Annotated in this window: 23 protein-coding genes; 6 read left to right on the top strand and 17 right to left on the bottom strand. The window is 38.2% G+C overall.

The window, feature by feature from the left end:
• Window positions 1-10: 10 nt before the first annotated feature.
• From ACR65M_RS07770 to ACR65M_RS07760, 3 genes are read right to left on the bottom strand one after another with little or no spacing between them, the layout of a single operon-like run.
• Window positions 11-1,369, bottom strand: coding sequence for a sensor histidine kinase (locus tag ACR65M_RS07770; protein WP_341330430.1), 1,359 nt, complete (start codon window positions 1,367-1,369; stop codon window positions 11-13).
• Entirely contained in the window at window positions 1,366-2,070 is a 705-nt protein-coding gene (locus ACR65M_RS07765) for a response regulator transcription factor (protein ID WP_440273024.1), read from the bottom strand. The genes ACR65M_RS07770 and ACR65M_RS07765 overlap by 4 nt, the downstream gene beginning before the upstream one ends.
• A 34-nt stretch (window positions 2,071-2,104) precedes the next feature.
• Window positions 2,105-2,662, bottom strand: coding sequence for a TVP38/TMEM64 family protein (locus tag ACR65M_RS07760; RefSeq protein WP_341330428.1), 558 nt, complete (start codon window positions 2,660-2,662; stop codon window positions 2,105-2,107).
• Window positions 2,663-3,235: 573 nt separating this feature from the next.
• Here ACR65M_RS07760 and brfA point away from each other — a divergent pair.
• From brfA to ACR65M_RS07745, 3 genes are all read left to right on the top strand, one after another.
• Complete coding sequence (brfA, locus tag ACR65M_RS07755) at window positions 3,236-3,442, top strand: ribosome rescue factor BrfA (protein WP_341330427.1); 207 nt, start codon at window positions 3,236-3,238, stop codon at window positions 3,440-3,442.
• Window positions 3,443-3,823: 381 nt separating this feature from the next.
• Window positions 3,824-4,291, top strand: coding sequence for a DUF2243 domain-containing protein (locus ACR65M_RS07750; protein ID WP_341330426.1), 468 nt, complete (start codon window positions 3,824-3,826; stop codon window positions 4,289-4,291).
• 14 nt (window positions 4,292-4,305) lie between these two features.
• Window positions 4,306-4,755: a hypothetical protein gene (locus ACR65M_RS07745; protein WP_341330425.1), complete on the top strand. Its 450-nt coding sequence runs from the start codon at window positions 4,306-4,308 to the stop codon at window positions 4,753-4,755.
• A 38-nt stretch (window positions 4,756-4,793) separates the two neighbouring features.
• On the opposite strand, the gene ACR65M_RS07740 is transcribed toward ACR65M_RS07745, so the two are convergent.
• From ACR65M_RS07740 to ACR65M_RS07675, 14 genes are all read right to left on the bottom strand, one after another.
• Window positions 4,794-6,017 carry a DUF438 domain-containing protein gene (locus ACR65M_RS07740; RefSeq protein ID WP_341330424.1) on the bottom strand — a complete coding sequence of 408 codons (1,224 nt, stop codon included), beginning with the start codon at window positions 6,015-6,017 and terminating at the stop codon, window positions 4,794-4,796.
• Between the two features lie 129 nt (window positions 6,018-6,146).
• Complete coding sequence (locus tag ACR65M_RS07735; RefSeq protein WP_341330423.1) at window positions 6,147-6,443, bottom strand: HesB/YadR/YfhF family protein; 297 nt, start codon at window positions 6,441-6,443, stop codon at window positions 6,147-6,149.
• A gap of 172 nt (window positions 6,444-6,615) precedes the next feature.
• On the bottom strand, window positions 6,616-6,765 hold the full coding sequence (locus ACR65M_RS07730; protein WP_341330422.1) for a hypothetical protein: 150 nt from the start codon (window positions 6,763-6,765) through the stop codon (window positions 6,616-6,618).
• Entirely contained in the window at window positions 6,766-8,217 is a 1,452-nt protein-coding gene (locus ACR65M_RS07725) for a carbon starvation CstA family protein (RefSeq protein WP_341330421.1), read from the bottom strand.
• A 158-nt stretch (window positions 8,218-8,375) separates the two neighbouring features.
• A complete protein-coding gene (locus ACR65M_RS07720) occupies window positions 8,376-9,107 on the bottom strand; it encodes a LytR/AlgR family response regulator transcription factor (RefSeq protein WP_341330420.1) in 732 nt (243 codons plus the stop codon).
• A gap of 1 nt (window position 9,108) precedes the next feature.
• Window positions 9,109-10,845, bottom strand: coding sequence for a LytS/YhcK type 5TM receptor domain-containing protein (locus ACR65M_RS07715; protein WP_341330419.1), 1,737 nt, complete (start codon window positions 10,843-10,845; stop codon window positions 9,109-9,111).
• Window positions 10,846-10,991: 146 nt separating this feature from the next.
• The gene (locus tag ACR65M_RS07710; RefSeq protein WP_440273027.1) at window positions 10,992-12,071 is read right to left on the bottom strand and encodes a Gfo/Idh/MocA family protein; all 1,080 of its coding nucleotides are present in this window, start codon (window positions 12,069-12,071) and stop codon (window positions 10,992-10,994) included.
• Between the two features lie 77 nt (window positions 12,072-12,148).
• Complete coding sequence (locus ACR65M_RS07705; RefSeq protein ID WP_341330418.1) at window positions 12,149-13,387, bottom strand: Zn-dependent hydrolase; 1,239 nt, start codon at window positions 13,385-13,387, stop codon at window positions 12,149-12,151.
• Between the two features lie 146 nt (window positions 13,388-13,533).
• Window positions 13,534-14,130 carry an NADPH-dependent FMN reductase gene (locus tag ACR65M_RS07700; protein WP_341330417.1) on the bottom strand — a complete coding sequence of 199 codons (597 nt, stop codon included), beginning with the start codon at window positions 14,128-14,130 and terminating at the stop codon, window positions 13,534-13,536.
• 82 nt (window positions 14,131-14,212) lie between these two features.
• On the bottom strand, window positions 14,213-14,962 hold the full coding sequence (locus tag ACR65M_RS07695; protein ID WP_341330416.1) for an amino acid ABC transporter ATP-binding protein: 750 nt from the start codon (window positions 14,960-14,962) through the stop codon (window positions 14,213-14,215).
• 12 nt (window positions 14,963-14,974) lie between these two features.
• On the bottom strand, window positions 14,975-15,679 hold the full coding sequence (locus ACR65M_RS07690) for an amino acid ABC transporter permease (protein ID WP_341333493.1): 705 nt from the start codon (window positions 15,677-15,679) through the stop codon (window positions 14,975-14,977).
• On the bottom strand, window positions 15,663-16,493 hold the full coding sequence (locus ACR65M_RS07685; RefSeq protein ID WP_440273023.1) for an amino acid ABC transporter substrate-binding protein: 831 nt from the start codon (window positions 16,491-16,493) through the stop codon (window positions 15,663-15,665). Before ACR65M_RS07685 ends, ACR65M_RS07690 begins: the two co-directional genes overlap by 17 nt.
• Before the next feature lie 137 nt (window positions 16,494-16,630).
• Window positions 16,631-18,088 (bottom strand): HAMP domain-containing sensor histidine kinase, encoded by a 1,458-nt coding sequence (locus ACR65M_RS07680; protein WP_440273022.1) that lies wholly within the window; start codon window positions 18,086-18,088, stop codon window positions 16,631-16,633.
• Window positions 18,072-18,752: a response regulator transcription factor gene (locus ACR65M_RS07675; protein ID WP_440273021.1), complete on the bottom strand. Its 681-nt coding sequence runs from the start codon at window positions 18,750-18,752 to the stop codon at window positions 18,072-18,074. The genes ACR65M_RS07680 and ACR65M_RS07675 overlap by 17 nt, the downstream gene beginning before the upstream one ends.
• 294 nt (window positions 18,753-19,046) lie before the next feature.
• On the opposite strand from ACR65M_RS07675, the gene ACR65M_RS07670 reads away from it, so the two are divergent.
• The 3 genes from ACR65M_RS07670 to ACR65M_RS07660 are packed head-to-tail and all read left to right on the top strand — an operon-like array spanning window position 19,047 to window position 22,742.
• Complete coding sequence (locus tag ACR65M_RS07670; protein WP_440273020.1) at window positions 19,047-19,751, top strand: polyphosphate polymerase domain-containing protein; 705 nt, start codon at window positions 19,047-19,049, stop codon at window positions 19,749-19,751.
• Window positions 19,752-19,810: 59 nt separating this feature from the next.
• Window positions 19,811-20,494, top strand: a complete 684-nt coding sequence (locus tag ACR65M_RS07665) for a DUF4956 domain-containing protein (protein WP_440273019.1) — start codon at window positions 19,811-19,813, stop codon at window positions 20,492-20,494.
• A 52-nt stretch (window positions 20,495-20,546) separates the two neighbouring features.
• On the top strand, window positions 20,547-22,742 hold the full coding sequence (locus tag ACR65M_RS07660; RefSeq protein ID WP_440273018.1) for a carbohydrate-binding domain-containing protein: 2,196 nt from the start codon (window positions 20,547-20,549) through the stop codon (window positions 22,740-22,742).
• Window positions 22,743-22,847: the final 105 nt, after the last annotated feature.

Genomic DNA, 22,847 nt, shown 5'->3' with positions numbered 1-22,847 from the left:
TTATGAGAAATTAATGAGAATCCTCATTGGATAGCAGAATATTGGCTGTCGTTCCTTCCCCTTCAACACTTTCGAGAACAAGTTTCGCCCCGATTGCATCTGCCAAATCTTTTGCAAGTGAAAGTCCTAATCCATAGCCTCCTGTTTTTCTCGCTCTAGCTTTATCAACACGGTAAAAACGATCAAATACTTTTCCAACATCCTGTGACGGAATCCCAATCCCTTGGTCAATAATTTTTATGCTTGATTGATTCCTTTCCTTACCAATCACTACAATCACAGGTTTTTCGCTGTATTTTAGAGCATTATCCATTAAAATATAAAATACTTGTTTAAGCTTTTGCTTATCAGTTTTTACAATGGATTCTTCTTCCACAATGATTGAAATGTCGCGTTTGTAGCCCTCTCGGAAAGAAGTTACCGACTCATCAACTAGCTGCAGTAGAGGAATGTTTTCCATCTGTAGTTTCCATTGCTCATCATGTTTTGCCATTAATAATAGCTGCTGAGTTAATTCCCTCATATGAATGGCTTCGGATTGTATCGCATCCACTGCTTCTTGAAAAAGTTTTGGGTCTGTCTGCCCCCTCCGTTTTAAAAGACTTGAATAAGAGTCAATAACGGTTAATGGTGTTTTTAACTCATGAGACGCATTTGAGACAAAAATCTCCTGTTTTTCGTAGTTTACTTCTAATAAATCCATCATTTCATTAAAGGTTTGACCCATTTCATGCAATTCATCGTTCGATTCATTTGTTAATCGAATCCGTTTATATTGACCGCTTTTGCGAATTTCCCGCATCGTTTGAATCATCGCTGTAATAGGCTTTGTAATCACATTACTCAATACCCTAGTTGAAACGATAACAGGTATGGTTGCAATTATCGTTACAGCAAGTAAGACGAGACTTAATGTTTTCAAGTTTGCAGCTGTCTGTGATAAATCTTCCACCATCTGAAGTTCAGCCACTTCCCCATTTTTCCAAATGATTGGCAATGAAGTAAAAGCGTAGGGTCTTCCATCATAATTAACAACTTGTTTACGTTCTGATTTTTGGTAGGTGGTTGGAAAATCTTTTAACACTTTCTGCTCTGGGACATATGCTCTTGGACCGACCTCGCCATCCGGGTGCACTACTCGAAGCATTCCGTTAATCGGCATATATGTAGTAAGTAAGGTCTGTGCCTGTATTGTATCTATTGATTTGGATATCCCATTTAAAGCATGCACAGCTTCGGCATGTGTGCGCTCAACTTCATTTTGGAACATCATATGCCTAAACGTAAAAAAAGACGCAACATTAATTAGGATTAACAAAATGATAAACAAAACAGCCGTGAATAAATTAATCTTTGTTCTTAGTTTCATTTTGATTCCTTCATCACATAGCCGACGCCACGTACTGTGTGAATTAATGGCTCGTCATATGGCTTATCCATTTTATTTCGTAAATATCGGATATACACATCCACTATATTGGTATCCCCGTAATAGTCATAACCCCAAACCGCATTTAATAATTGCTCCCGATTCAACACCTGTCTTGGATGCTTCATTAAATAGGCAAGCAGATCAAATTCTCTTGGTGTTAGCTCTATTGCATCGTCTCTACGAATGACCTCATATGTTCCTTCATTAAGTTTTAAGTCCCCCACACGTAACCAGTCTTCGGTTTGTTCTTGACCGGAAGTTAAATGAGCAGGTTTACTTCGAAGTGCTACTCGAATACGGGCAAGCAGTTCTTCTATTTGAAAGGGCTTTGTCACATAATCATTAGCTCCCAAATCAAGGCCAGAGACCTTGTCCTCTACGGAGTCTTTTGCAGTCAAAAGAATGACCGGTGTAGCTGAGTTTGCAGCACGAATACGTCTAAGCACCTCAATTCCACTGATGCCCGGAAGCATGATATCTAGTAGGACCAAATCCCATGATTCTTCTAGAAACAGTTGTAACCCTGTACTACCATCGAAGGCTTTCCCAGTTTCATAGCCTTCATATGTCAATTCCAACTCCAATACCCTTGCAATCTTCTCTTCATCTTCCACAATTAAAATACGTTGTTTTTGCATCTCCAATCCACCCCTCATTTCTATGTAACTATCTCTATGTATTTTTCTTTCTTACTAGTTTAGCCCAAATATAGAGGATTCCAACAATTGAAACCATTGTTAAAATAATTTTCCCTTCCATTGTTCCAGCAGTGACATTGTGCACCGAGTACGCCTCAATAAGTAAGGAAGGAAGCTTCCCTAGCGAGCTTGCGAATAGAAAGATGATAAAACTCACATCACCAATTGCTGCTGTAAAGGTAACCACCCCTGAAGGAATAAAAGGGAAGAAACGTAATAGTAGAATCATCATGAATGCTTCTTTCCCTTTTGCGGAAAGAAGTTTATTGATAAGCGAATGTTCGTGTTTCTTCTTATCGATGAACCTTTTAAATCCTTTACGGTATAACCAAAATGCCACAATCGCACCCACAACCTCTCCGATAAAAGAGATGAAAGTCCCTTTCCAAACACCGAAGACAAGGAGATTAGCAGCAGTAATAAATACGCTTGGAAGAACTCCAAATATGCTAATCACGATATTTAGAAACAGGCTTATGATTACTGCATATGCCTCATAATTTAGTAAAATATCTACTATTTTTTCCTGCATGGAAATCCTCCGAATTATGCTTGCTCTTATTATGCCATATTTTTAGATTAAAAAAAGACCGCGTGGATCAAAACAATCCAAGCGACCTATTTTTAATTTTGCACTAGGCATATTACTCTTCTTCAATTGATTCCTCTTCGGACCTTGGTCTTCTTCCCCAGAAAAATTCCCACGAATCTACTCGTTGGTTCTCCTGCTCATCACGGGTATCTTTTTCTTTCTCATCAGTCAATACCGACACCTCCCCAAATTGTTTGTCGTATATATCCTATTCTGGGCATTTGCATCTGTATGGGAGAATGCCTATTTTTATTGAAAATTTCTATATGGAAGTGATGTGGGAAAACATGTATACTGAAGATGTAAATAATTAACTTTATTCAGCTGCTGACTGAATAAAGTTAAAGCCTCCGGCGGATGCCACGATTTTTCAAAGGGAATTTTTCGAGTATAGGATCAAAGACTAAGGACGCCACGTCCCTGTGGCAACGTCTTTGTGACCCATATCGCGCGGGTTTTAAAAAAATCGGGCGCAAACACGCCAAGGCACATTTGATGAAGAGGTGATAGAGGATGGCGAAATCTAAAGCTAGAAAAATTCGCGAGAAGCTTGTTCGCGAAGGAAAACGAAATCCTGAAAACGGAAGAAGCCCATTTGTAGGATTCGACATGCAAACAAGAATGACAAAAACGAAAAAAGATCACTTATACCGCAATAAACATAAGAACCAATCATTCAGTGATGGAAATGATGGTTCTTTTTTATTTTTAGGGGTGTGAGTTGAGAGGCATTTTTGTTTGCGTTACCTTTTTTAGGGAAGTACTTGCCAATGGGTATGATTCTACCGTTTGCGTTCCCCTTTACCAATCTTTTTCTCGTGCTATCGGGCACGATTTCCTCCCTTGCGTTCCCCTTTACCAATCTTTCTCGTGCTATCGGGCACGATTCCTCCCCTTGCGTTCCCCTTTACCAATCTTTCTCGTGCTATCGGGCACGATTCCTACCCTTGCGTTCCCCTTTACTGATATTCCCCCGGCAATCGGGCACGATTCCTTCTCTCTTAAATCAAAATAGTAGTTTCCTACTAGGTTACTGTTTATAAATCTAGCAAAAGGGACAAAATAGATTAATGTTCAAAAGAGAAAGAGAGGAGACGTATCTTGACTACAAATACTAGAAGAAGACTGATTAATACAGGGAGTTTTATTTTTGGTTTTGGATTTTTAGGGGCACTTGATGGGATTATTTTTCATCAGTTATTACAGTGGCATAGTGTATATATGGCTACAGATCGACCAGGGCAAATCATGAGTGATGGTATTTTTCATTTTGCTGTTACAATCACCCTTATCATTGGTGGTGTACTGTTATGGCTGGCAGGAAATCCAAGCAATCTATCAAAGGGAGTTCATTTGCTTGTTGGTTGGTTTTTAATCGGGGGTGGCGTGTTTAATATGGTTGAGGGGATTGTCAATCATCATCTCCTTCAGATCCACCGTGTTAAGCCTGGGGACCCCAACGCTTTAGCCTACGACTTAGCATTTCTTGCATCCGGATTATTGTTATTCATAATTGGCTATTTCATTAAACAACGAAAAGATAAACAAAGTTCACCTATTAGTTCTTGAATGAGGAGGGGGCTATGTATAGAATCATTAGTTTTTTTGTTATTTTTGGGACTGTTTCATTGATGGTATATTTTCACAATCAGAGCAGCCACTATAGTGCCGGTAACCATGAAATGATGCATCAAGAAAACCAAATCATTATTCCTCCTTCACATCTTGCTCCTACCATTTCTGGTTCAGTAATAAAAGACCCTTCCGGAACATGGTTGTTAGAAATTCATACTGAAAATTTCACATTTGAACCGAAGAAGGCTGGTACTAAGGAAACCACCTACAATGAAGGGCACGCCCATATTTATTTAAACGGTGAAAAAGTAAATCGTTTATATGGGCAATACTATCATCTGGACTTTTTACCATCTGGTACAAACGAAATAAAAGTTACATTGAATGGGAACAATCATGGCGTTCTTGTTGCAAATGGAGAAGAAGTTGCATTTACAGAGTTTGTCAATGTACCATAAAAATGCTGACATCAAAATGTCAGCATTTTTCATGTTCCCTATGATAAAATCCGCTTTTCCCCTTCAATTTCTTGGATTGGAGCAATATTTTGAGAGAATTCCATCGTTCCGATATACTCCCCATCTTCATCGCGGACCGCAAAATAACGGATATACACATATTTGCCTTTTGCTTTGATCCAGAAATCTTCAACATCTTTTCTTCCTGCTTTGAAATCATCTAGCAGATCTTCGACGACATGAACACTTCTAGGAGGATGGCAGTTTTGAACGGTTCTCCCAATCACAGCCTTCGTCCTAGCAAAGATACGCTCTTTTCCTTTTGAGAAGTAGCGAACGACGTCATCTTTATCAATAAACGTAATATCTACCGGTAAATGGTTTAATAATAATTCAAGTTGTTTTAAGGACAGGATACCTGTTTCCATTTTAATAAATCCTTTTGACGCCACTTGCTCATCATCAATCACACTTCGCTCAGGCTTCCAATCTTCGGGAGAAACCAAACAAAAACCGATTTCATCACTTTCTTGAGCAATTTTTAACCATTCGTCCTCTGTTAAATTATTTAACGACATTGGAAAGAGGATATTTTCTTCACGATAAATCATTTCGTCAATTTGATCGGTAAAAAAGTTGATGACCTCCACAACGGATTGTTTATTCCCATCATATTCGACAAGCATTCTTTTTGCATCTTTTATCGCGTCTACAATAAAATCATCAATCTTCCACATCATATTTGTTGGGCCATATATGCCGTATTTCTCTAAATATGGGAAGAGGAGCTGTTCTTTTCGTTCATAATGCTTTCTGATATCCATTAAAAGATTACAATCACCGAGTAACTTCAATCTATTTTCACTTTGATCATCTGCTTCGAATTCTTGCAAATGCTCCTTGATTTTAGTTACTTGCTTTTCAAGTTCTCTATTTTCAAGCTTAAACGTATAAACAGGATGTCCAGGTTGTTCATCTGGATGACGATTTAATGTGTCTTCTATAAAATCCTTAAAAATCTCTCTATGCTTTGAACAAATTTCTGTAGCCTCATGTTCCTGAATATTTTCTTCTTCCATTAATACATGTTGGAGCCTGGACACTTCTCCAATGGTTATATAGCCCACTTTATCCTTTAATTGAGATTTTATCTCTTCAACAGATTTACCATTATGTAAATCTTTAAAGCTTTGTTTTATAAGAGCCTCACGCTCTTGATCACTGATTTTATTTTGTTCACGGTTATTAATAAGTTCACTCACACGAATCTCTCCTTTCAAACAATGCAATATTGAAAATACCTGTTATGTTTGAAAATAGCATAGATTAAAGAAAAGGTTCGTGATTCGAATCACATTGTAAAAATAAAGATAGGCTCACTTATTGTGAGCCTACGGTTTTGGGTATTGATACTCTAGTTCATCTTTATCGGGATTATAGTCAACAATGAGATTATGGCCGTTAAAAAACCAAATGTCGTCCTCTTCTACATAGAATTCAATGTCATCAATCTTTTGACTTGCATGAATTTGGATGGGTTCATCATGCGTTGAAAAAGCAAGTGAATATTTCTCTTGTACGGGACTCGTTCCGTAAAACATTGGATAAAATCGAACACTATCCCCTTCTTTTACACTTATATCCTCTTTGAACCATTTTACAGCTGCTTCACTGATTGTCATTTCCATCTGTATGAACCTCCCTAGATGTCCTTCTGATATTTTGTGCAGAAAGAAATCCTTTATTACTTTTATAGTACTAAAGTTTTCATGTATAGGAAATCAATAAGTTTGTGAAAGTTTTCTCAAACATTAAAAAAGTGCATACATTCATAAAAGAATGCATGCACTTTTGATTCATTTATAAGAGCACAAAGATGATTATGGCTCCAACTATAATGGAAATGCTCACAATTTTTCCCCAAACAGGAACTTTGTCATTTGTTTGCTGATTGACCTTCTGCTCCTGAGCCTCGACTACCTTCCGATATTCAGGACTACAGCAACTCATTTAGGCCACCTTATTATAGTTTGAGATATCTACTTCAAGCGGATGATTTGCTGCTCTTAACTTCTTAGCTTGACGGAAGAATAACACTAGAAGTATTGCAGTTCCTGCAAAACCACCGTACCAAGCAATGTCCATTGGTAATCGGAATCCGATTTGTGCATTTAGGATATACGTGATAACCATTGTTAACATAAAAGTTCCTGGAATCAGTGAAATCCAGTAGTTCTTTTTCGCAATGTATAGGTACATTGCACCTACGAATAAGGCAATTACTGCTGTAGCTTGGTTCGCCCAGCTAAAGTATCTCCAAAGAATATTGAAATCAATTTGTGTTAGGACAACTGAGATCGCAAATAATGGAACAGCAATCCATAAACGGCTAGACATTTTCTTTTGAGCCATATTAATATACTCAGCGATAATCATACGAGCACTTCGGAATGCAGTATCACCAGAAGTGATTGGTAATACGATAACCCCAAGAACTGCAAGTGTTCCACCAACAGCACCAAGCATTAATGTTGAAACTTCACTTACAATTGCCCCTGGTCCGCCAGCTGCAAGAAGTTCTTGTAAGCCACCATAACCATCGAATAAGCTCATTGCTGCTGCAGCCCAGATCATCGCAATGATCCCTTCAGCAATCATCATACCGTAGAAAATTTTACGTCCTTGGCTTTCCTTTTGTGTAGTACGTGAAATAATTGGTGTTTGTGTCGCATGGAATCCAGATAAAGCACCACAAGTGATTGTAAAGAATAATAATGGGAAAATTGGTGCATTATCAGGATGGAAATTTGATAATGAAAGTTCTGGAATTGGTGCTCCCTTAACTATTAAACCAATACCGATACCTACAGCACTGATTAAAAGGATCGCTCCAAACCATGGATAAAGACGACCGATAATTTTATCTACTGGCAATAAAGTTGCCAAGATATAATAGATGAAAATGGCAGCAATCAGAATTCCTAAGGCAACTTTCCCATCTAGTAATAGATTTAATAGACTAGCAGGAGTCGAAACGAAAACGGTACCAACTAATAGTAGAAGTAAAACAGCAAATGCGTTTACGACGTGTTTCATTGCTTTTCCTAAAAACTTAGTTGCAAGTTCCGGTAAGTGAGCTCCCTTGTTACGAATGGAAATCATACCAGTTAAATAGTCATGAACTGCCCCTGCAAAAATACATCCAACTACGATCCAAATGAAAGCGACAGGTCCGTAAAGCGCTCCCATAATTGGTCCGAATACAGGTCCAGTACCTGCAATATTAAGTAACTGAATCAACGAGTTTTTCTTTGTGCTCATTGGAATATAGTCTACGCCATCAGCATCTACATATGCTGGTGTAGCACGTTCTTCCTTCACACCGAATACTTTTTCAACGTATTTACCATACGTAAAGTACCCTACAATTAACAAAGCTATACTAGCTAAAAAGGTAATCATTCTATTTCCCCCTATTCTCTTTAATAGAATTTATGAATGCGTTTACAATAATTATAATATTTAAAGTGAATTTTAGGAGGGTTTTAGATTAAAAGGTAGAAATTCGACAATAACGTGTCCAAATTGTGAACTAAAACGCAAAATTTCTACCTTCTTGTTTAAATTTCTAAGCTCGCTCGTAATGCCTTTACATAATTTCGACTAACTGAGAGCTGTTCACTTCTACCTTCTATTTCCAATTGATACGCACCGTTAAACCATGGAGTGAGACGAGTGACATATTTTAAATTGACAAGAAAGCTTTTATGGATGCGGAAGAACCCAAACGATTCAAGTCTGCTTTCCAAATCTTTCAGCTGTATTTTTGTCTCGTATTCTCCCACCTTAGTTATGAGTTTGGTTACTTTTTCATCTCTTACAATATATAAAATATCCTTTGGTTCAAGATAGATAATCTCACCGCTTGAATCAATTGCCAATTTCCCAGTTTGCTTTCCTTTTTCCTTTTCCTCAGTCGTCTGGAAATGTTTTTCGATCCGTTTTACTGTTTCTTCTAGTTGTTCCTCATCAAATGGCTTTAATAAGTAGTCAATTGCATTAAAACGGAATGCTTCCACAGCAAATTCCGGGTAGGCGGTTGCAAACACAATGAGTGGCGATTTTTTCAATTCCAAAAGGGCTTTTGCTGCATCCATTCCGTTAACCTTTGGCATTTCTATATCTAAAAAGACAACATCTGGTTGAAGTTGGATCGCTTTTAAAATCGCTGCCTCCCCTGAATCGGCTTCCCCGACTATTTGAATGGATGGATGCGCTTCTAAAAGATGTGACAGTTCATCACGACTATATAATTCATCATCGACAATAAGTGTTTTAATTTTTGATTCCATTTTATATAGCCTCCGTAACTGGGATTGAAAAAGAGATTTCCGTTCCCTGATTTACTTCGCTTTTAATTGCTAATGCGGACTTTTCACCAAAATGCATCGTAAGCCTTCTATTAACATTATATAAAGCGACACCACTACCTTTTTCTGACTTTATTGGGGTAACGCAAATTTCCCTAGCACGTTCTTTACTCATCCCCATTCCATTATCCTCAACCTTAACAAAAACACAGTCATTCCCTTTTTGAATTGAAATACTTACCTGAAAATCTCCATCATGATTCTTCATGCCATGCTTGATTGCATTTTCTACAATCGGCTGAAGGGTAAGTGGTGGAATATGCTGATACAAAGCAGCTTCCTCAACTTTATAAAATACCTTCAATTTGTCTACAAATCTTGTTTCCTCAATTTCTAAATAAGCTCGAACTTGCCGCAATTCCTGCTCTAAAGTTGTTACATTTTGTGTCGTTACCGATAGGTTCTGGCGTAAGAAATGTGATAAAGAAACGAGTAGTTTCCTAGCTTTTGTTGGATCTCTCCTGACTAATGAGAGAATCGTATTTAATGTATTGAACAGAAAGTGCGGACTGATTTGTGCTTGAAGCACTTTGATTTCGGCTTCTTTAGCAAGCTGAAATGCCTTGTCCGCCTCCGCAATTTCAAGCTGATTACTTAAAAGTGAACTTAAACCAGAGATTAGCTCTGTGACAACAGGTGTAATTTCTTTTTCAGAACGGAAATAGAATTTTAGCGTACCAATCGTTTCTTCTCTTCTTTTTAATGGAGCAATCACAGCCGCACCGAGTGGGCAATCCTCATCCCTACATTGAATCATCTTTTTGTTTGCGATTACAATTTTCCCGTTATGAATAACTTCCTGCGTGATTTGTGTTTGAATAGGCATCTGTGAACGGTGATGGTCATGGCCAAGACCTACATGCGCTAGGATTTCGTTCGTGTTTGTCATCGAGACAGCTGTAGCTTGAATTTCATCCTGAATAATATGACAAACGGCCTGAGCTGTCTCACGATTCAAACCGTTCCGTAAATAAGCGAGCGTCTTGTCCGCAATCCGCAGTGTTTTTTGAGCTTGAACTGCACCTACCCGTTCTCCCTCATTAATTACACTCTTGATAATCATGAGGAAAAGTGCACATCCCAAACCATTTGCTAAAATCATCGGAATTCCAATGATCTCAACCAAAGCCCATGCCTTTTCAAACGGGCGCGAGAAGAGTAAAATAACCAACATTTGAAGTGCTTCCGCAGAGGCTGCAATAATAAACGCTGTACTCAGTTTCACATGTTTATTTTTCTTATAAAAGTATCCCGAGATAAATCCAGCAATAATGGATGCAAAACCACAGGAAAACGCAGTAAACCCTCCCAAGGTAAAGCGATGAATTCCTGCAATTAGACCCGCACCTAAACCAACCTTGTAGCCCCCAAGAAGGCCTGCAAGCACAACACCAATTACCCGTGAGTTTGCTAAAGCCTCATCGGTGGTTAAAGCAGATGCCCACCGGTCAAATTGCAGGCTTTCCGTGTTCAGGCTTAAGCCAGTATACGTACCAATGATTCCAAAAAAACCAAAGAAGACAATCGCCACAAGCTTCTGCCAGCGGTTCAGCTCCTCCTGATACATCATCCCTCTAAAAAACTTCAATCTAGTCAAAATAAAAGCGATTGCAACAATAATCCCTAACCGCTCCAATAGCGTAATCAACAGTACGAACATATACATGCTCCTTTTTGGGTCACTGGGACAGGTCCCTTGTCCCACATCAGATATTAATTTTGGGACGAGGGGCCTGTCCCTCTGTCCCTATTGTATCAAGATTATTGGGGTTGTGGACAGTTGGAAGTTTTATGAACTCTGACTTGTCATCCCATCTTAAATTTCTCATTTCTATATATGTCAATGGCTTGCTCTTGCGCCTGTAAGCATAATTCTGCTGCTTTAAAAGCATGCGCTTGAGTCATGGCTAGTTCGGTACGGTTCATGCAATCTAAGATGAACTGCCCAAAGAAAGGAAATCCAACCTTTCCGGACACATTAAAATACTGCTCTCCATCTTTATTAACTAAAAAGACGTGATTTCCATTATTCGCACGTGCCAGATCGATGTATTTCCGGATTTCAATCGTCCCTTCCGTACCAATTATAAAGATTCTCCCATCGCCCCAAGTCCTTAAACCGTCAGGAGTAAACCAATCTACTCGGAGATAATTTGTTGCCCCATTATCTCCAACCAATGTTGCATCACCAAAATCATCTAATTCCGGATACTGCGGGTGGTTATAGTTTGCTATTTTACTGTGTAACACCTTTGCATCCTGACAGCCTGTGTAATATAAAAATTGTTCAATTTGATGAGAGCCAATATCACATAAGATTCCACCATATTGTTCTCTTTTAAAAAACCATTCTGGTCGGCTAGGTGCATTTAATCGGTGTGGACCGAAACCAGTTACCTGAATGACACGACCAATTGCACCGGTTTTAATTAAATCACCAGCAAATACAGCTCCCTCTACATGAAGACGCTCACTATAATACACCATGTACTTTTGGCCAGTTTGTTTTACAACTTCCCTTGCTTTTTCCAATTGTTTTAATGAAGTAAAGGGTGTTTTATCTGTAAAATAGTCTTTACCTGCATTCATTACCTGGATACCAAGTTCACTTCGTTTTGAAGGGATCGCTGCACCAGCCACAAGCTGAACACTTGTATCTGATAAAATTTGCTCTAAAGACTCAGCATGCACCACCTCAGGAAAAGTTTCCAAGAACTTAGCTACTTTTAGGGGATCGGGATCATATACCCATTTCAAAGTAGCACCTGCTTCAATTAATCCATTGCACATTCCGTAAATATGCCCATGATCGAGACATGCTGCTGCAAATATAAATTCCCCTTTTTTCACAACAGGATTTGGTTTTCCCTTTGGCGCATAATTCATACCATCATGTACCACTATTATCCCCTCCTATTAATCTGTACAGACACATTATCTTAAGACAAACTGGTTTCAGAATACTAGCCTACCTGCACTGAATAATGAAGGATAAGTTCTTCAAGCACGTCAATCCCAGTCATGATATCTTCAAGTTCCGTATACTCGTCCGGATGGTGGCTAAGTCCATCGACAGAAGGTACAAAAATTAAACCAGTAGGACAAAGCTTTGTCATATTCATCGCATCATGTCCTGCCCCACTTGCCATCCTTTGATAGGAAAGATTTAAACTCTCACAAATTGATTCTGTAACATCATTTATATCTTTAGAGAGTAAAACGGGTTCTTCACTAATGATTTCATTGCTTACTATTTCAAGCTTTCGATTTGTTTCCAATTCTTGTATCGTTTTATATAAATGGTCTACTACTCTTTGTCTTGACTCTACGGAGGTAGATCGGATATCCACCTTAATATCCACTTCACCTGGTACAACATTCATTGCACCTGCATGAACATCCATGACTCCAACAGTAGCAACGGTTCCATAATGTTGTTCATCTATGGCAATTTTCTCTAATTCTAGTGCGATCTCAGACGCTCCTAATAGGGCATCTTTTCTCATATGCATCGGGGTTGTACCGGAATGCGAGGCGGTTCCTTTAATTTTGATAACCAACCTTATCGGAGCGGCTATTCCCGTAACAATCCCAATATTTTTGTTATTGTTTATTAATACTGGACCTTGCTCAACATGCAATTCAAAGAATGCTTTAATTTCTTCATTTACTCTACTGGCTTCTTCAACACTATCAATATCAAGAGCGCATAATGAAAGGGCCTCTTCCATTGTAATTCCATCACGATCTTTTAAATATCTAAATTTCTCTTTATCAAATAGTCCAGACATCGCCTTACTTCCAACAGTAGAAACGCCGAATCTAGCAGATTCTTCACAGGCAAATGAAACAATCTCAATTGGGTGAGCGGTTTCAATTCCCTTTTCATTGAGCCTTTTTACAACTTCCAATGCAGCTGTAACACCCACTACCCCGTCATATTTTCCACCTTGATAGACAGTATCCAGATGGGAACCCATTAGCACCGGCGGTAAATGCTTGTTTTTTCCTTCTCTCCTTGCAATTACATTACCACACTGGTCCATACTGATTTCTAATCCTTCTGCTTTACACATCCGCATAAATGCATGTGTACAAGTTTGTTCCTCATTGGTATAGGCAATTCTAGTTATTCCTTTTTCACCAGAGTTATATTGATTGATTTTATTAAAAAGTACTTGATATCTTTCAATCCGATCCATGCTGATATATCTCCCGTCCTGTCATTCATGATTCTATCAATATTATACCAGTTAGATAGATTTGTTTAGAGATGATTTTTAAGATTTAGAAAAATGGCAAATAAAAAAAGCAACGCCTTTTTTTTAGACATTGCCTCATTTTCATTTTATCGAATTGTCTTTAATGCTTTCCCCCAAGAAACAACTTGGTCTAACAGCATGTTCATATTATCATCATGAATATTTTGCGGTTTAAAATCAGTACCATTTTCAAAATCTAAAAAGAGCGATAAAGTTGGATGGGTGCGTACATCCGCAATGTTTAATTCACCACAGATTCCACGAAGATGTTCGGCCGCACGAGCGCCACCAGTTGAACCATAGCTAACGATTCCAGCCGATTTATTGTACCAAGCTTCTCGAGCTAAATCCATCGCATTTTTCAATGCCCCTGTGATACTGTGATTGTATTCTGCAACAACAAATATAAAACCATCAAGACTTGCTAATTTCTCATTCCATTTCGCAATCCCAGGTGCATCAGCTGTTCCTAAGAACGGTAAATCGTACTCTTTAATATCTACAATTTCATAGTTAGCATTTCCTTTCTTGTCACCATAACCCTTTACCCATTCTCCTACCTGTGGACTAACTCGACCTTCACGTGTACTGCCTAGAATAATTCCAATGTTTAATTTTTCTTCAGTCATTTTTGGATCCTCCGTTGCTGTATTTTTGCCAAACAATTTGTCTAAAAAGCCCATACTTAACACCACCTATGTAGTTAAGAAAAGCATTACGGTTTTAATTTCCCTATATCTAATAGATTCTATTCAAGCATATTTTTTACGTCGGATTTAAGATTCGTTGTAAGAACTGTTTTGTCCGTTCTTCCTTTGGATTTTTTAATACCGCATCTGGTTTGCCCTGCTCAACAACATACCCTCCATCCATAAACAGGACTTTATCTGAGATCTCACCTGCAAATTGGATTTCATGAGTGACAATAATCATGGTCCAATTTTCATGAGCCAAGTCCTTCATCACCTTTAACACTTCTCCAATTAGTTCAGGATCTAAGGCGGAAGTCGGTTCATCGAATAAGAGCAGCTCCGGCTTTAGTGCTAATGCCCTCGCGATTCCTACCCGCTGTTGCTGTCCGCCAGATAATTGGTCAGGGTATAAATCCATTTTCTCCTTTAATCCGACCTTTTCTAGTAAATCCACTGCCTCACGTCTTGCTTCCGTCTTATTTCTTTTTTGAACAATTAGTGGGCCTTCCATGACATTTTGAAGGGCTGTTTTATGTGGAAAAAGGTTATAGGATTGAAACACCATTCCCGATTTTCGACTTAAACGAATGACGTTCTGTTTACTCAATTTTTCTCCAAAATTTATGGATAATCCATCTTCAAACTGAAAATTTCCTTTATCCGGTTGTTCAAGACCATTAAAGCAACGGAGCATCGTTGTTTTTCCTGATCCGGATGGGCCAATAATGGAGACAACTTCCCCTTTATTAATCTCGAGATCAATATTTTTTAATACTTCATTTTCACCAAAAGATTTTGCCAAACCCTTAACAGATAAAAACATACCCTCACCCCTTTACTTTAAGACATGTCGACTTAACCTTCGTTCGAGTACTTCTTGAAACAGTGATAAAATGAAACAAATTATCCAATAGATTAGAGCAGCTTCCAAATATAATAGGAGGAAATCGTACGTCCTTGCAGCAATCTCCTGGGCCTTACGAAATAATTCAGCCACCAGCACCAATGAAGCTAAGGATGTATCTTTTACAAGGCTAATAAATGAATTAGACAGTGGCGGTACGGATACCCTTGCGGCTTGAGGAAGAATGATGCGCCTTAAGGCTGTCCATCTTGTCATTCCAATTGTAAACGCAGCTTCCCATTGACCTTTTGGTATCGATAAAATGGATGCACGAATAATTTCTGATGCATAGGCGCCAACATTTAAAATAAATGCGATTGCCGCACTTGGAAAAGGGTCAATATTGACTCCGATATTGGGAAGTCCGTAAAAAATAATAAATAATTGGACAAGTAAAGGCGTTCCTCGAATCGCTGAAACATAGATAATAGCTGGAATCTGAAAGAATCTAGATTTAGACAATCGCATGATTGCTGTGAGCAACGCAAGAATAATTCCGCCTATAAATGATATAAGTGTGAGTGGAATCGTATATTGAATCGCTCCAGAAAGCATGGAGGGAAGGGAATTGATAAATAACTCCCATCCCTCCATATTGGCAGTAATCGTGAAAATTAGACTATTTTGTAGAAACATCTTCACCAAACCATTCCTGCGAAATTTTTGCTAATGTTCCATCTTCCTTCATTGCAGCCAACTGCTCGTTAATTGCCTTTACCAAGTCTTCATTCCCTTTGTTAAAAGTAAAGGCCATTTCCGAAACATCGTCTGACTCAGCAGCGATTTTAATACTCTCATCACCTTGTGATTTAATATAATCAAGAACAGCAAGCTTATCATTAACAGTAGCTTCGGCACGTCCTTGCTTAATCAATTCAATCGACTGAGCAAGCCCTTCTACACCTACGATTTCAGCGCCATTCTCTTGAGCGATTGCACCGTAATTACTTGTCAAAGATTGCGCAGCTTTTCTGCCTTTTAAATCTTCAAATGACGCAATATCACTATTATCCTTTGCTACAACAAGAACAGCTGAGGAATAGGTATAAGGTTCTGAGAATTCATAATTAGCCTGACGGTCTTCATTGATCCCCACTTGGTTTGCTATTAAATCAAATCGTTTTGAATTTAGACCTGCAAACATTGAGTCCCATTGGGTTTCCATGAACTCCACTTCAAGATCCATACGCTTAGCGACTTCTCTAATGACTTCCACATCATATCCTGTTAATTTATCCTCTTCATTATGGAAGGTATAAGGTGCATACGTACCCTCTGTTCCTACTGTAAGAACACCCTTTTCCTTGATTTCGTCAAATAAGGAGCCTGTTTGTTCAGTATCGTTGTTTTCTTCATTTCCAGCATTATTGTCTTGATCTGTGCCACCACATCCCACTAGAAAAAAAGCAAAAGTAAGAATGATGGAAAAAAGAAAAACTTGTTTTTTCATTTTTAAAAACCCCCTGTGAATTTAATGCGTGTTTATGCTTAGTAGTAGATTTTACAAGTTCAGCCATTCTCATTCATAAGGACGACAGCAAAAAAAAGAAGCCAGCAATGCTGACTTGATTAGTGTAATTCTTACCGTCATTCAGTTGTATGCATTTTGGCTGTGGCACTAGGTAAAGTTATTCGAAAAGTTGTACCTTCAGCAGAGCTCTTTAATAAAATCAAATCCCCTCCTAGGGCTTGGGATATCATTTTACTAAGTGCCAATCCTAGTCCCAGGCCCCTGATTTTATATTTCTTTTTTTCTCCACGGAAAAAACGTTCAAATATATAGGGCTGCTCCTCTTCAGGAATCCCGCAACCAGTATCAGATACATCAATCATAACTTCCGTTTCACTTTCCATCATCAGTATGGAAATTTCACCTTCCCCTTCCATCGCATGATACGCATTGTTCAGCAAATTCGTCATTACTTGCTGAAAACGGATGGGATCAACTGTTATTTCAACTGGTGTGGAGAGCGTAGATAAATTGATTTCTATCTCTTCTTTTTGAGCAATTTGCCAACTAAAAACTGCATCTTTCACTACTTCATTACTACTATGAACGGCTTTATTAACAGGAACTTCATTGGTTGCAAATTGGTTAAATGCAAGTAAATCTTCTACCATCGTTTTCATTTTCTCAACTTCATTTAATGATATATTCAAAAACTCTTTTGCCTCATCTCCTGTTACCACCTCTTCTTTCAATGCCTGTAATAAACCGCTGATAGAAGTAACAGGTGTTTTCAATTCATGTGTGACACCAGCAAGGAGCTCTGTTCTCAAGGCCTCAAGCCTTTCTAACTTTTTTGTCATTTCTTTAAACGATTGGATTAATTCATATACTTCTTTTTCTTTACTTTCATTTGGAATATCGACATGATAATAACCCTCTGCTACAAGTTTAGCTGCCTCCGATACATCTCTAATCGGTTTTGCTAAACGATTGGAAAGGACATAAATGGCAGCCCAACCCAGCAGGGCAAGACTTATAATCATAATGGCTAATTGAGTATACTCTTGGTTGACATGTGTTAATTTATCTTTTGAATCAACCATTAGCACCCACCCAATAACTGAATCATTAACCACAATGGGGGACTTTACGATATAGAATTCTTGACCAATTAGATCTACTTTCTGAATGGATTCCTTGTTTTCAATGATAGTGGGATTCAGTTGTTGTTCGAATGGCCCTCTTGGCCGATTACTTGATAGAATAGTTCCATCTGTATCGATTATATAAGTGAAAGGATCAATTTCCAATTCCGTTTTTAATTCCCTCTCATGAAAAAAATCAGGAGGACGTACTGCCCGCTCATTTGTGGCAACAACTCGGTCTGCCATACTATCCGCCAGAAGCGACATTATGTTCAACCTGTTTTCTAATGTATTATGTCGAATCCAGAATGCCGACACAATAGCAATGACAACAAGCCCCATACATAATGTTAGTAAATATCTCCTTGTCCAATATTGCTTTAATGAAATACGTTTTTCTTTATTGGGGTTATTCATTCCATTGTCGCATTTGTTATTTTTGATAAACACTTAACTGATACCCCAATCCCCGAAGTGTTTTAATTTCCCCTTCCGTACTTGGCCAGTCTTCCAATGACTTTCTAATTCGCTTTATTGCCAGGTCAACTGCTCGGTCGCTTCCCTCATAATCCCAACCCCAAATTTGTTCTATAAGTTGATCTCGCGTGAATGTTTGATTCGGATGTTCAGCTAAAAATAATAGAACGGATAAATCACGTGGAGTAAGAGAGATACGTTTTCCATTCACCATCACTTGATGTGCTTTCAAATTAATTTCTAATTGTCCATACCGTTTCACAGGATTATCGTTGTCTGCCTGAGTACGTCTCAATACAGCTTTCACACGTGCAACCACTTCGTCAGCAACAAATGGTTTCGATATATAATCATCTGCACCCATATCTAATCCATCTAAACGATAATTCACATCACCAAGTGCCGTCAGCATAATCACAGGGCAATTACTTTCTTTTCTTATTTCCTTTAAAATGTCCCACCCATCCTTGTTCGGCAACATCACATCTAACAGTACAAGATCCGGGTAAGCTTCATGAAATTTTTCTAAGACATCATTTCCATCATATACTTGTATGACTTCATAGCTAACCTTCTGCAAATAAGCTTTCAATACTTGACTAATCGCATATTCGTCCTCAACCACTAAAACTTTCATTGGTATCCAGTCCTCCTGAAAACAAGATAAAGCACAATCCGACTAATGTTTTCCTTACTTTATCACAGTATCACAGAAATAAGTCAGCAAAAAGTCAGGGAGTATCTTTATGAAATAGGATTGAATTTAGGAATTGAAAAAAAACTCCGCCCCACTTTATGTAGGAAGAAACAAGGATAAATATCAAGTTGATCGAAAAATTTTTTTTGACATACACCTGACATATTAGCCACATATACTTTTCATTGTTCAAGGTTACACATAATTTTAATAAACAGAAGGAGGCTCCAAGTGATGCCAGTCCAAACTTCTTTTAATCCAAATGGACGCAAAGAATTAAAACATGCAATATCGAAGGCAGAGTATTATTTATTGCGAACGAAGCTACTACATTTTATGCGAGGTGATCCGAATGCTGGGCCGGATGGTAAATATCTCATTCGTTCAACCTACTTTGACAACTTCGATAACAAGATATTGATTGAAAAAAAAGAAGGTTTTTTAAATCGGGATAAATATCGTGTACGCATTTACGGATTAAGCGATCATGTGGTCAATCTCGAAAGGAAAAGCAAACGGAATAACTTAACATATAAATCAAAATGTACACTCACCCGGAATGAATATGAAAAAATTCGTAGTGGTGATATTCAATGGATGGAACATGACGAACGAGGACTTATTCGGGATTTACATGCAGAGATGGCCTACCATCTCATTAGACCTCTTACCGTGGTAGATTATGAACGGGAAGCATTTACATATCCTTATGGCAATGTCCGGGTCACTTTCGATATGAAGGTACAATCTAGTTTACAAAACACAGATATGTTTAATAAGCATTTACCGATGGTTGATGTCCTGGAAGCAAACCTTGTCATATTAGAGGTAAAATACGATGAATATATTCCAGAAGTGATTAAATGCTTACTGCAATTATCGGACACTAGACAGGAAGCCTACTCTAAATATCAATTAAGTCGGATGTATGGCCAATAAAGGATATTGGTTATTAAAAAATATACTTATATAAAATGGATAGATTAGGAGAGAAAAAAATGGATATCACAACTTTTTCAGATATTTTTAAGTCAAGCTTTTTAGAAAAGAGCACTTCAATTTCTTTTATAGATTCTATTTTAAGTATCGGATTCGCATTATTACTTGGTTTAGTCATTTATATGGTCTATAAAAAAACCTTCAATGGGGTCATTTACTCCCATTCTTTTAATATATCACTCATTATTATGTCGATGGCTACATCCCTTGTCATTCTTGGTATTAGCCAAAATGTACTCTTATCACTTGGGATGGTTGGTGCATTATCAATTGTACGTTTTCGTACCCCGATTAAGGATCCAATGGATTTAGTCTATTTATTCTGGTCACTGATTGTTGGAATTCTTTGTGGAGCAGGATTCATTTTACTAGCAATTGTAGGGTCTCTCATAATTGGGGCAGTTATCATTCTATTTGCTAACAAGATCAAGGTAGAAAACCCTTATCTCTTAGTTGTGAAATATGGTAAAGAAATAGCAAACGAAGAAATAGAACGAATTATTAAAAAACATGCAAAAAAATACTCATTAAAGTCAAAATCTATTATGCAAGGTTATGAAACAGAAGTCACTTATGAGATTCGTGTTAAAAACAATGATTCAAAAATAATAGCAGATATTTCAGAATTGAAGGGCATACAATCAGCAGTCATGCTAAGTTACGATGGCAATTTTACCGCATAAACAGTAAGTACAAGTAAGGAATAGAATTGCACTTAGTAAAGGGTGAATGAAAATGTTAAAGAATAAAATGAGGATTCTCTTTACATTATTATTCGGTTCCTCGATCTTAATCAGTGGCTGTACGAGTAATTCAGATACAGCCATTAAAAAACAGGAAGAGATAATCATTGATTTAGTTTCATATAAAGATAGTGACTACTACACAAGTTGGCAAGATGACCCATTCACTTCGATTAAACTAGAAGGGCAAACAGCAACAGTCGATGGACCGGATGGGGCGATTGTGGGAGGTAATCAGATTCTGATTCGTACTTCTGGAACGTATGTCTTATCAGGCACGCTTGATGATGGACAAATTGTCGTCGATTCTGAGGACCATGGAAATGTCCGTTTAGTATTAAATGGAGCAACCATAGACTCTTCAACAAGTGCACCGATTTATATTAAACAAGCAGATAAAACGATTATTTCGCTAGAAGAAGGCACGGAAAACATACTTTCTGATGCCACTGAGTATGTCTATGAAAAAAATGATAAGGATGAACCATCCGCTACAATTTATAGCAAGGATGACCTAACAATCAATGGAACCGGATCATTGGTTGTGAATGGAAATTACAACGACGCAGTAAAAAGTAATGACGATTTACTAATTACTGGTGGGACCTTCAAGGTAACATCTAAAGACGATGGAATGATCGGTAGAGATGTATTGGCAATAAAAGATGCTACGATTACCGTTAAAGCTGGTGGAGATGGCTTAAAGGCATCGAATGTCGAAGACAAAGCAAAAGGTAACATTGTACTTGAAAGTGGCACTTATACGATTGTTTCAGACGGAGACGGAATTCAAGCAGAAAAGAATGTGGTTGTTACCGATGGTATGTATTCTATTACAGCTGGTGGAGGAAGCCCAGAAACGATTATGAATGTGGAATTTCCGATGGGTGATGGTATGAGACCGGAAATGCCGGCCTATTTCAATCCACCTGATAACAAAAACGGGGAAATGCCCCAGCCACCGACTCCTCCAACCGAGGGATCTCCTCAATCTGGAGCGCAGCCTGGTCCCCCTCCTCAACCTGGGGATTCTAGTGATAATCAATCATCTCAAGGAACTTCTAATGATCAGAGTAGCCCTTCAAAACAAGCTAGGCCTACAGAAAGGACAGAAAGTAATGCATCCACTGATGATACGATTAGCGCCAAGGGGATAAAAGCTGGCACTACCATTACTATTACCGGTGGGAACTTAAAGATTGACTCTCTAGAAGATGCTGTCCATAGTAATCAAGATGTATTGATTTCAGGTGGTATAACCAAAATATCCACTGGTGATGACGGTATTCATAGCGACCAAAATGTAGTGTTGAATGGTGGTGAGCTTTCCATTGACAAAAGCTTAGAAGGGATAGAAGGAACAAATATAACAGTAGCTGATGGAAACTATCACGTTATTGCTGAAGATGATGGGATAAATATAAATGGCGGAAGTGACGAATTTGGCATGCCAGCTGGCTTTGGAAACATGAATCCTCCAGTAGCAACTGACACACAGGAAAAACAAGACACAACAGTTTCTACTGAAAGTGAAAATCAAGCGGAGACAACCGATGAAGGAATATTGTTAATCAAAGGTGGCTATTTATTCGTTAATGCCAATGGTGACGGTCTTGATTCAAATACTTCCATTAAGATGACAGGTGGTACTGTTATTGTCTATGGTCCAACCAATAATGGAAATGCAGCCCTAGATTATAATAATTCCTTTGATATTGAAGGAGGCATCCTTGTTGCATCTGGAAGTAGCGGTATGGCCCAAGGGAGCTCGGATGGATCAAGTCAAAATGCAATCATGATGACCTATTCGGAATTTCAAAAATCCTATACGACAGTCTTTGTAGAAGACGAAAATGGAAATACCGTACTTGCCATTGCTCCAGAAAAGCAGTTCCAATCAATTGTCATTAGCACACCAGATATAGAATTAAATCAAAACTATACGATTCATACGGGTGGTACTTTAACTGGTGATAACGTTGATGGTTATTACCAAAAAGCAAATTATGAAAAAGGAACATTATCCACTTCATTTTCATTATCCTCGATTATGACGTATCTGAACGAAGATGGTGTAACGGAAGGAAATCCCCATGGAATGATGGGCGGTTTCAGAGATAGAGGAGGAATGAATCCATTCGGGTCGGAACAAAACAATGAACAGCCACTTCAAATTAAGGAAGAATAACGATTATAGCAACTTGTATTAACAAGCCTAAGTTAAATCATTATTAAAAACGTTGCCAAACCCAGTCATACATTGGGAATGGCAACGTTTAATGTTTTACCAGTC

The organism is Ferdinandcohnia sp. SAFN-114 (genome assembly GCF_059415045.1).
This window is presented reverse-complemented; position numbering and strand designations above follow the sequence as displayed.

Excerpts from the sequence above, each read along its gene's own strand:
- ACR65M_RS07770 (WP_341330430.1), bottom strand. The coding sequence starts at position 1,369 with ATGAAACTAAGAACAAAGATTAATTTATTCACGGCTGTTTTGTTTATC.
- ACR65M_RS07765 (WP_440273024.1), bottom strand. The coding sequence starts at position 2,070 with ATGCAAAAACAACGTATTTTAATTGTGGAAGATGAAGAGAAGATTGCA.
- ACR65M_RS07760 (WP_341330428.1), bottom strand. The coding sequence starts at position 2,662 with ATGCAGGAAAAAATAGTAGATATTTTACTAAATTATGAGGCATATGCA.
- brfA (WP_341330427.1), top strand. The coding sequence starts at position 3,236 with ATGGCGAAATCTAAAGCTAGAAAAATTCGCGAGAAGCTTGTTCGCGAA.
- ACR65M_RS07745 (WP_341330425.1), top strand. The coding sequence starts at position 4,306 with ATGTATAGAATCATTAGTTTTTTTGTTATTTTTGGGACTGTTTCATTG.
- ACR65M_RS07735 (WP_341330423.1), bottom strand. The coding sequence starts at position 6,443 with ATGGAAATGACAATCAGTGAAGCAGCTGTAAAATGGTTCAAAGAGGAT.
- ACR65M_RS07730 (WP_341330422.1), bottom strand. The coding sequence starts at position 6,765 with ATGAGTTGCTGTAGTCCTGAATATCGGAAGGTAGTCGAGGCTCAGGAG.
- ACR65M_RS07725 (WP_341330421.1), bottom strand. The coding sequence starts at position 8,217 with ATGATTACCTTTTTAGCTAGTATAGCTTTGTTAATTGTAGGGTACTTT.
- ACR65M_RS07720 (WP_341330420.1), bottom strand. The coding sequence starts at position 9,107 with ATGGAATCAAAAATTAAAACACTTATTGTCGATGATGAATTATATAGT.
- ACR65M_RS07715 (WP_341330419.1), bottom strand. The coding sequence starts at position 10,845 with ATGTTCGTACTGTTGATTACGCTATTGGAGCGGTTAGGGATTATTGTT.
- ACR65M_RS07710 (WP_440273027.1), bottom strand. The coding sequence starts at position 12,071 with ATGAATTATGCGCCAAAGGGAAAACCAAATCCTGTTGTGAAAAAAGGG.
- ACR65M_RS07705 (WP_341330418.1), bottom strand. The coding sequence starts at position 13,387 with ATGGATCGGATTGAAAGATATCAAGTACTTTTTAATAAAATCAATCAA.
- ACR65M_RS07700 (WP_341330417.1), bottom strand. The coding sequence starts at position 14,130 with ATGGGCTTTTTAGACAAATTGTTTGGCAAAAATACAGCAACGGAGGAT.
- ACR65M_RS07695 (WP_341330416.1), bottom strand. The coding sequence starts at position 14,962 with ATGTTTTTATCTGTTAAGGGTTTGGCAAAATCTTTTGGTGAAAATGAA.
- ACR65M_RS07690 (WP_341333493.1), bottom strand. The coding sequence starts at position 15,679 with ATGTTTCTACAAAATAGTCTAATTTTCACGATTACTGCCAATATGGAG.
- ACR65M_RS07685 (WP_440273023.1), bottom strand. The coding sequence starts at position 16,493 with ATGAAAAAACAAGTTTTTCTTTTTTCCATCATTCTTACTTTTGCTTTT.
- ACR65M_RS07675 (WP_440273021.1), bottom strand. The coding sequence starts at position 18,752 with ATGAAAGTTTTAGTGGTTGAGGACGAATATGCGATTAGTCAAGTATTG.
- ACR65M_RS07670 (WP_440273020.1), top strand. The coding sequence starts at position 19,047 with ATGCCAGTCCAAACTTCTTTTAATCCAAATGGACGCAAAGAATTAAAA.
- ACR65M_RS07665 (WP_440273019.1), top strand. The coding sequence starts at position 19,811 with ATGGATATCACAACTTTTTCAGATATTTTTAAGTCAAGCTTTTTAGAA.
- ACR65M_RS07660 (WP_440273018.1), top strand. The coding sequence starts at position 20,547 with ATGTTAAAGAATAAAATGAGGATTCTCTTTACATTATTATTCGGTTCC.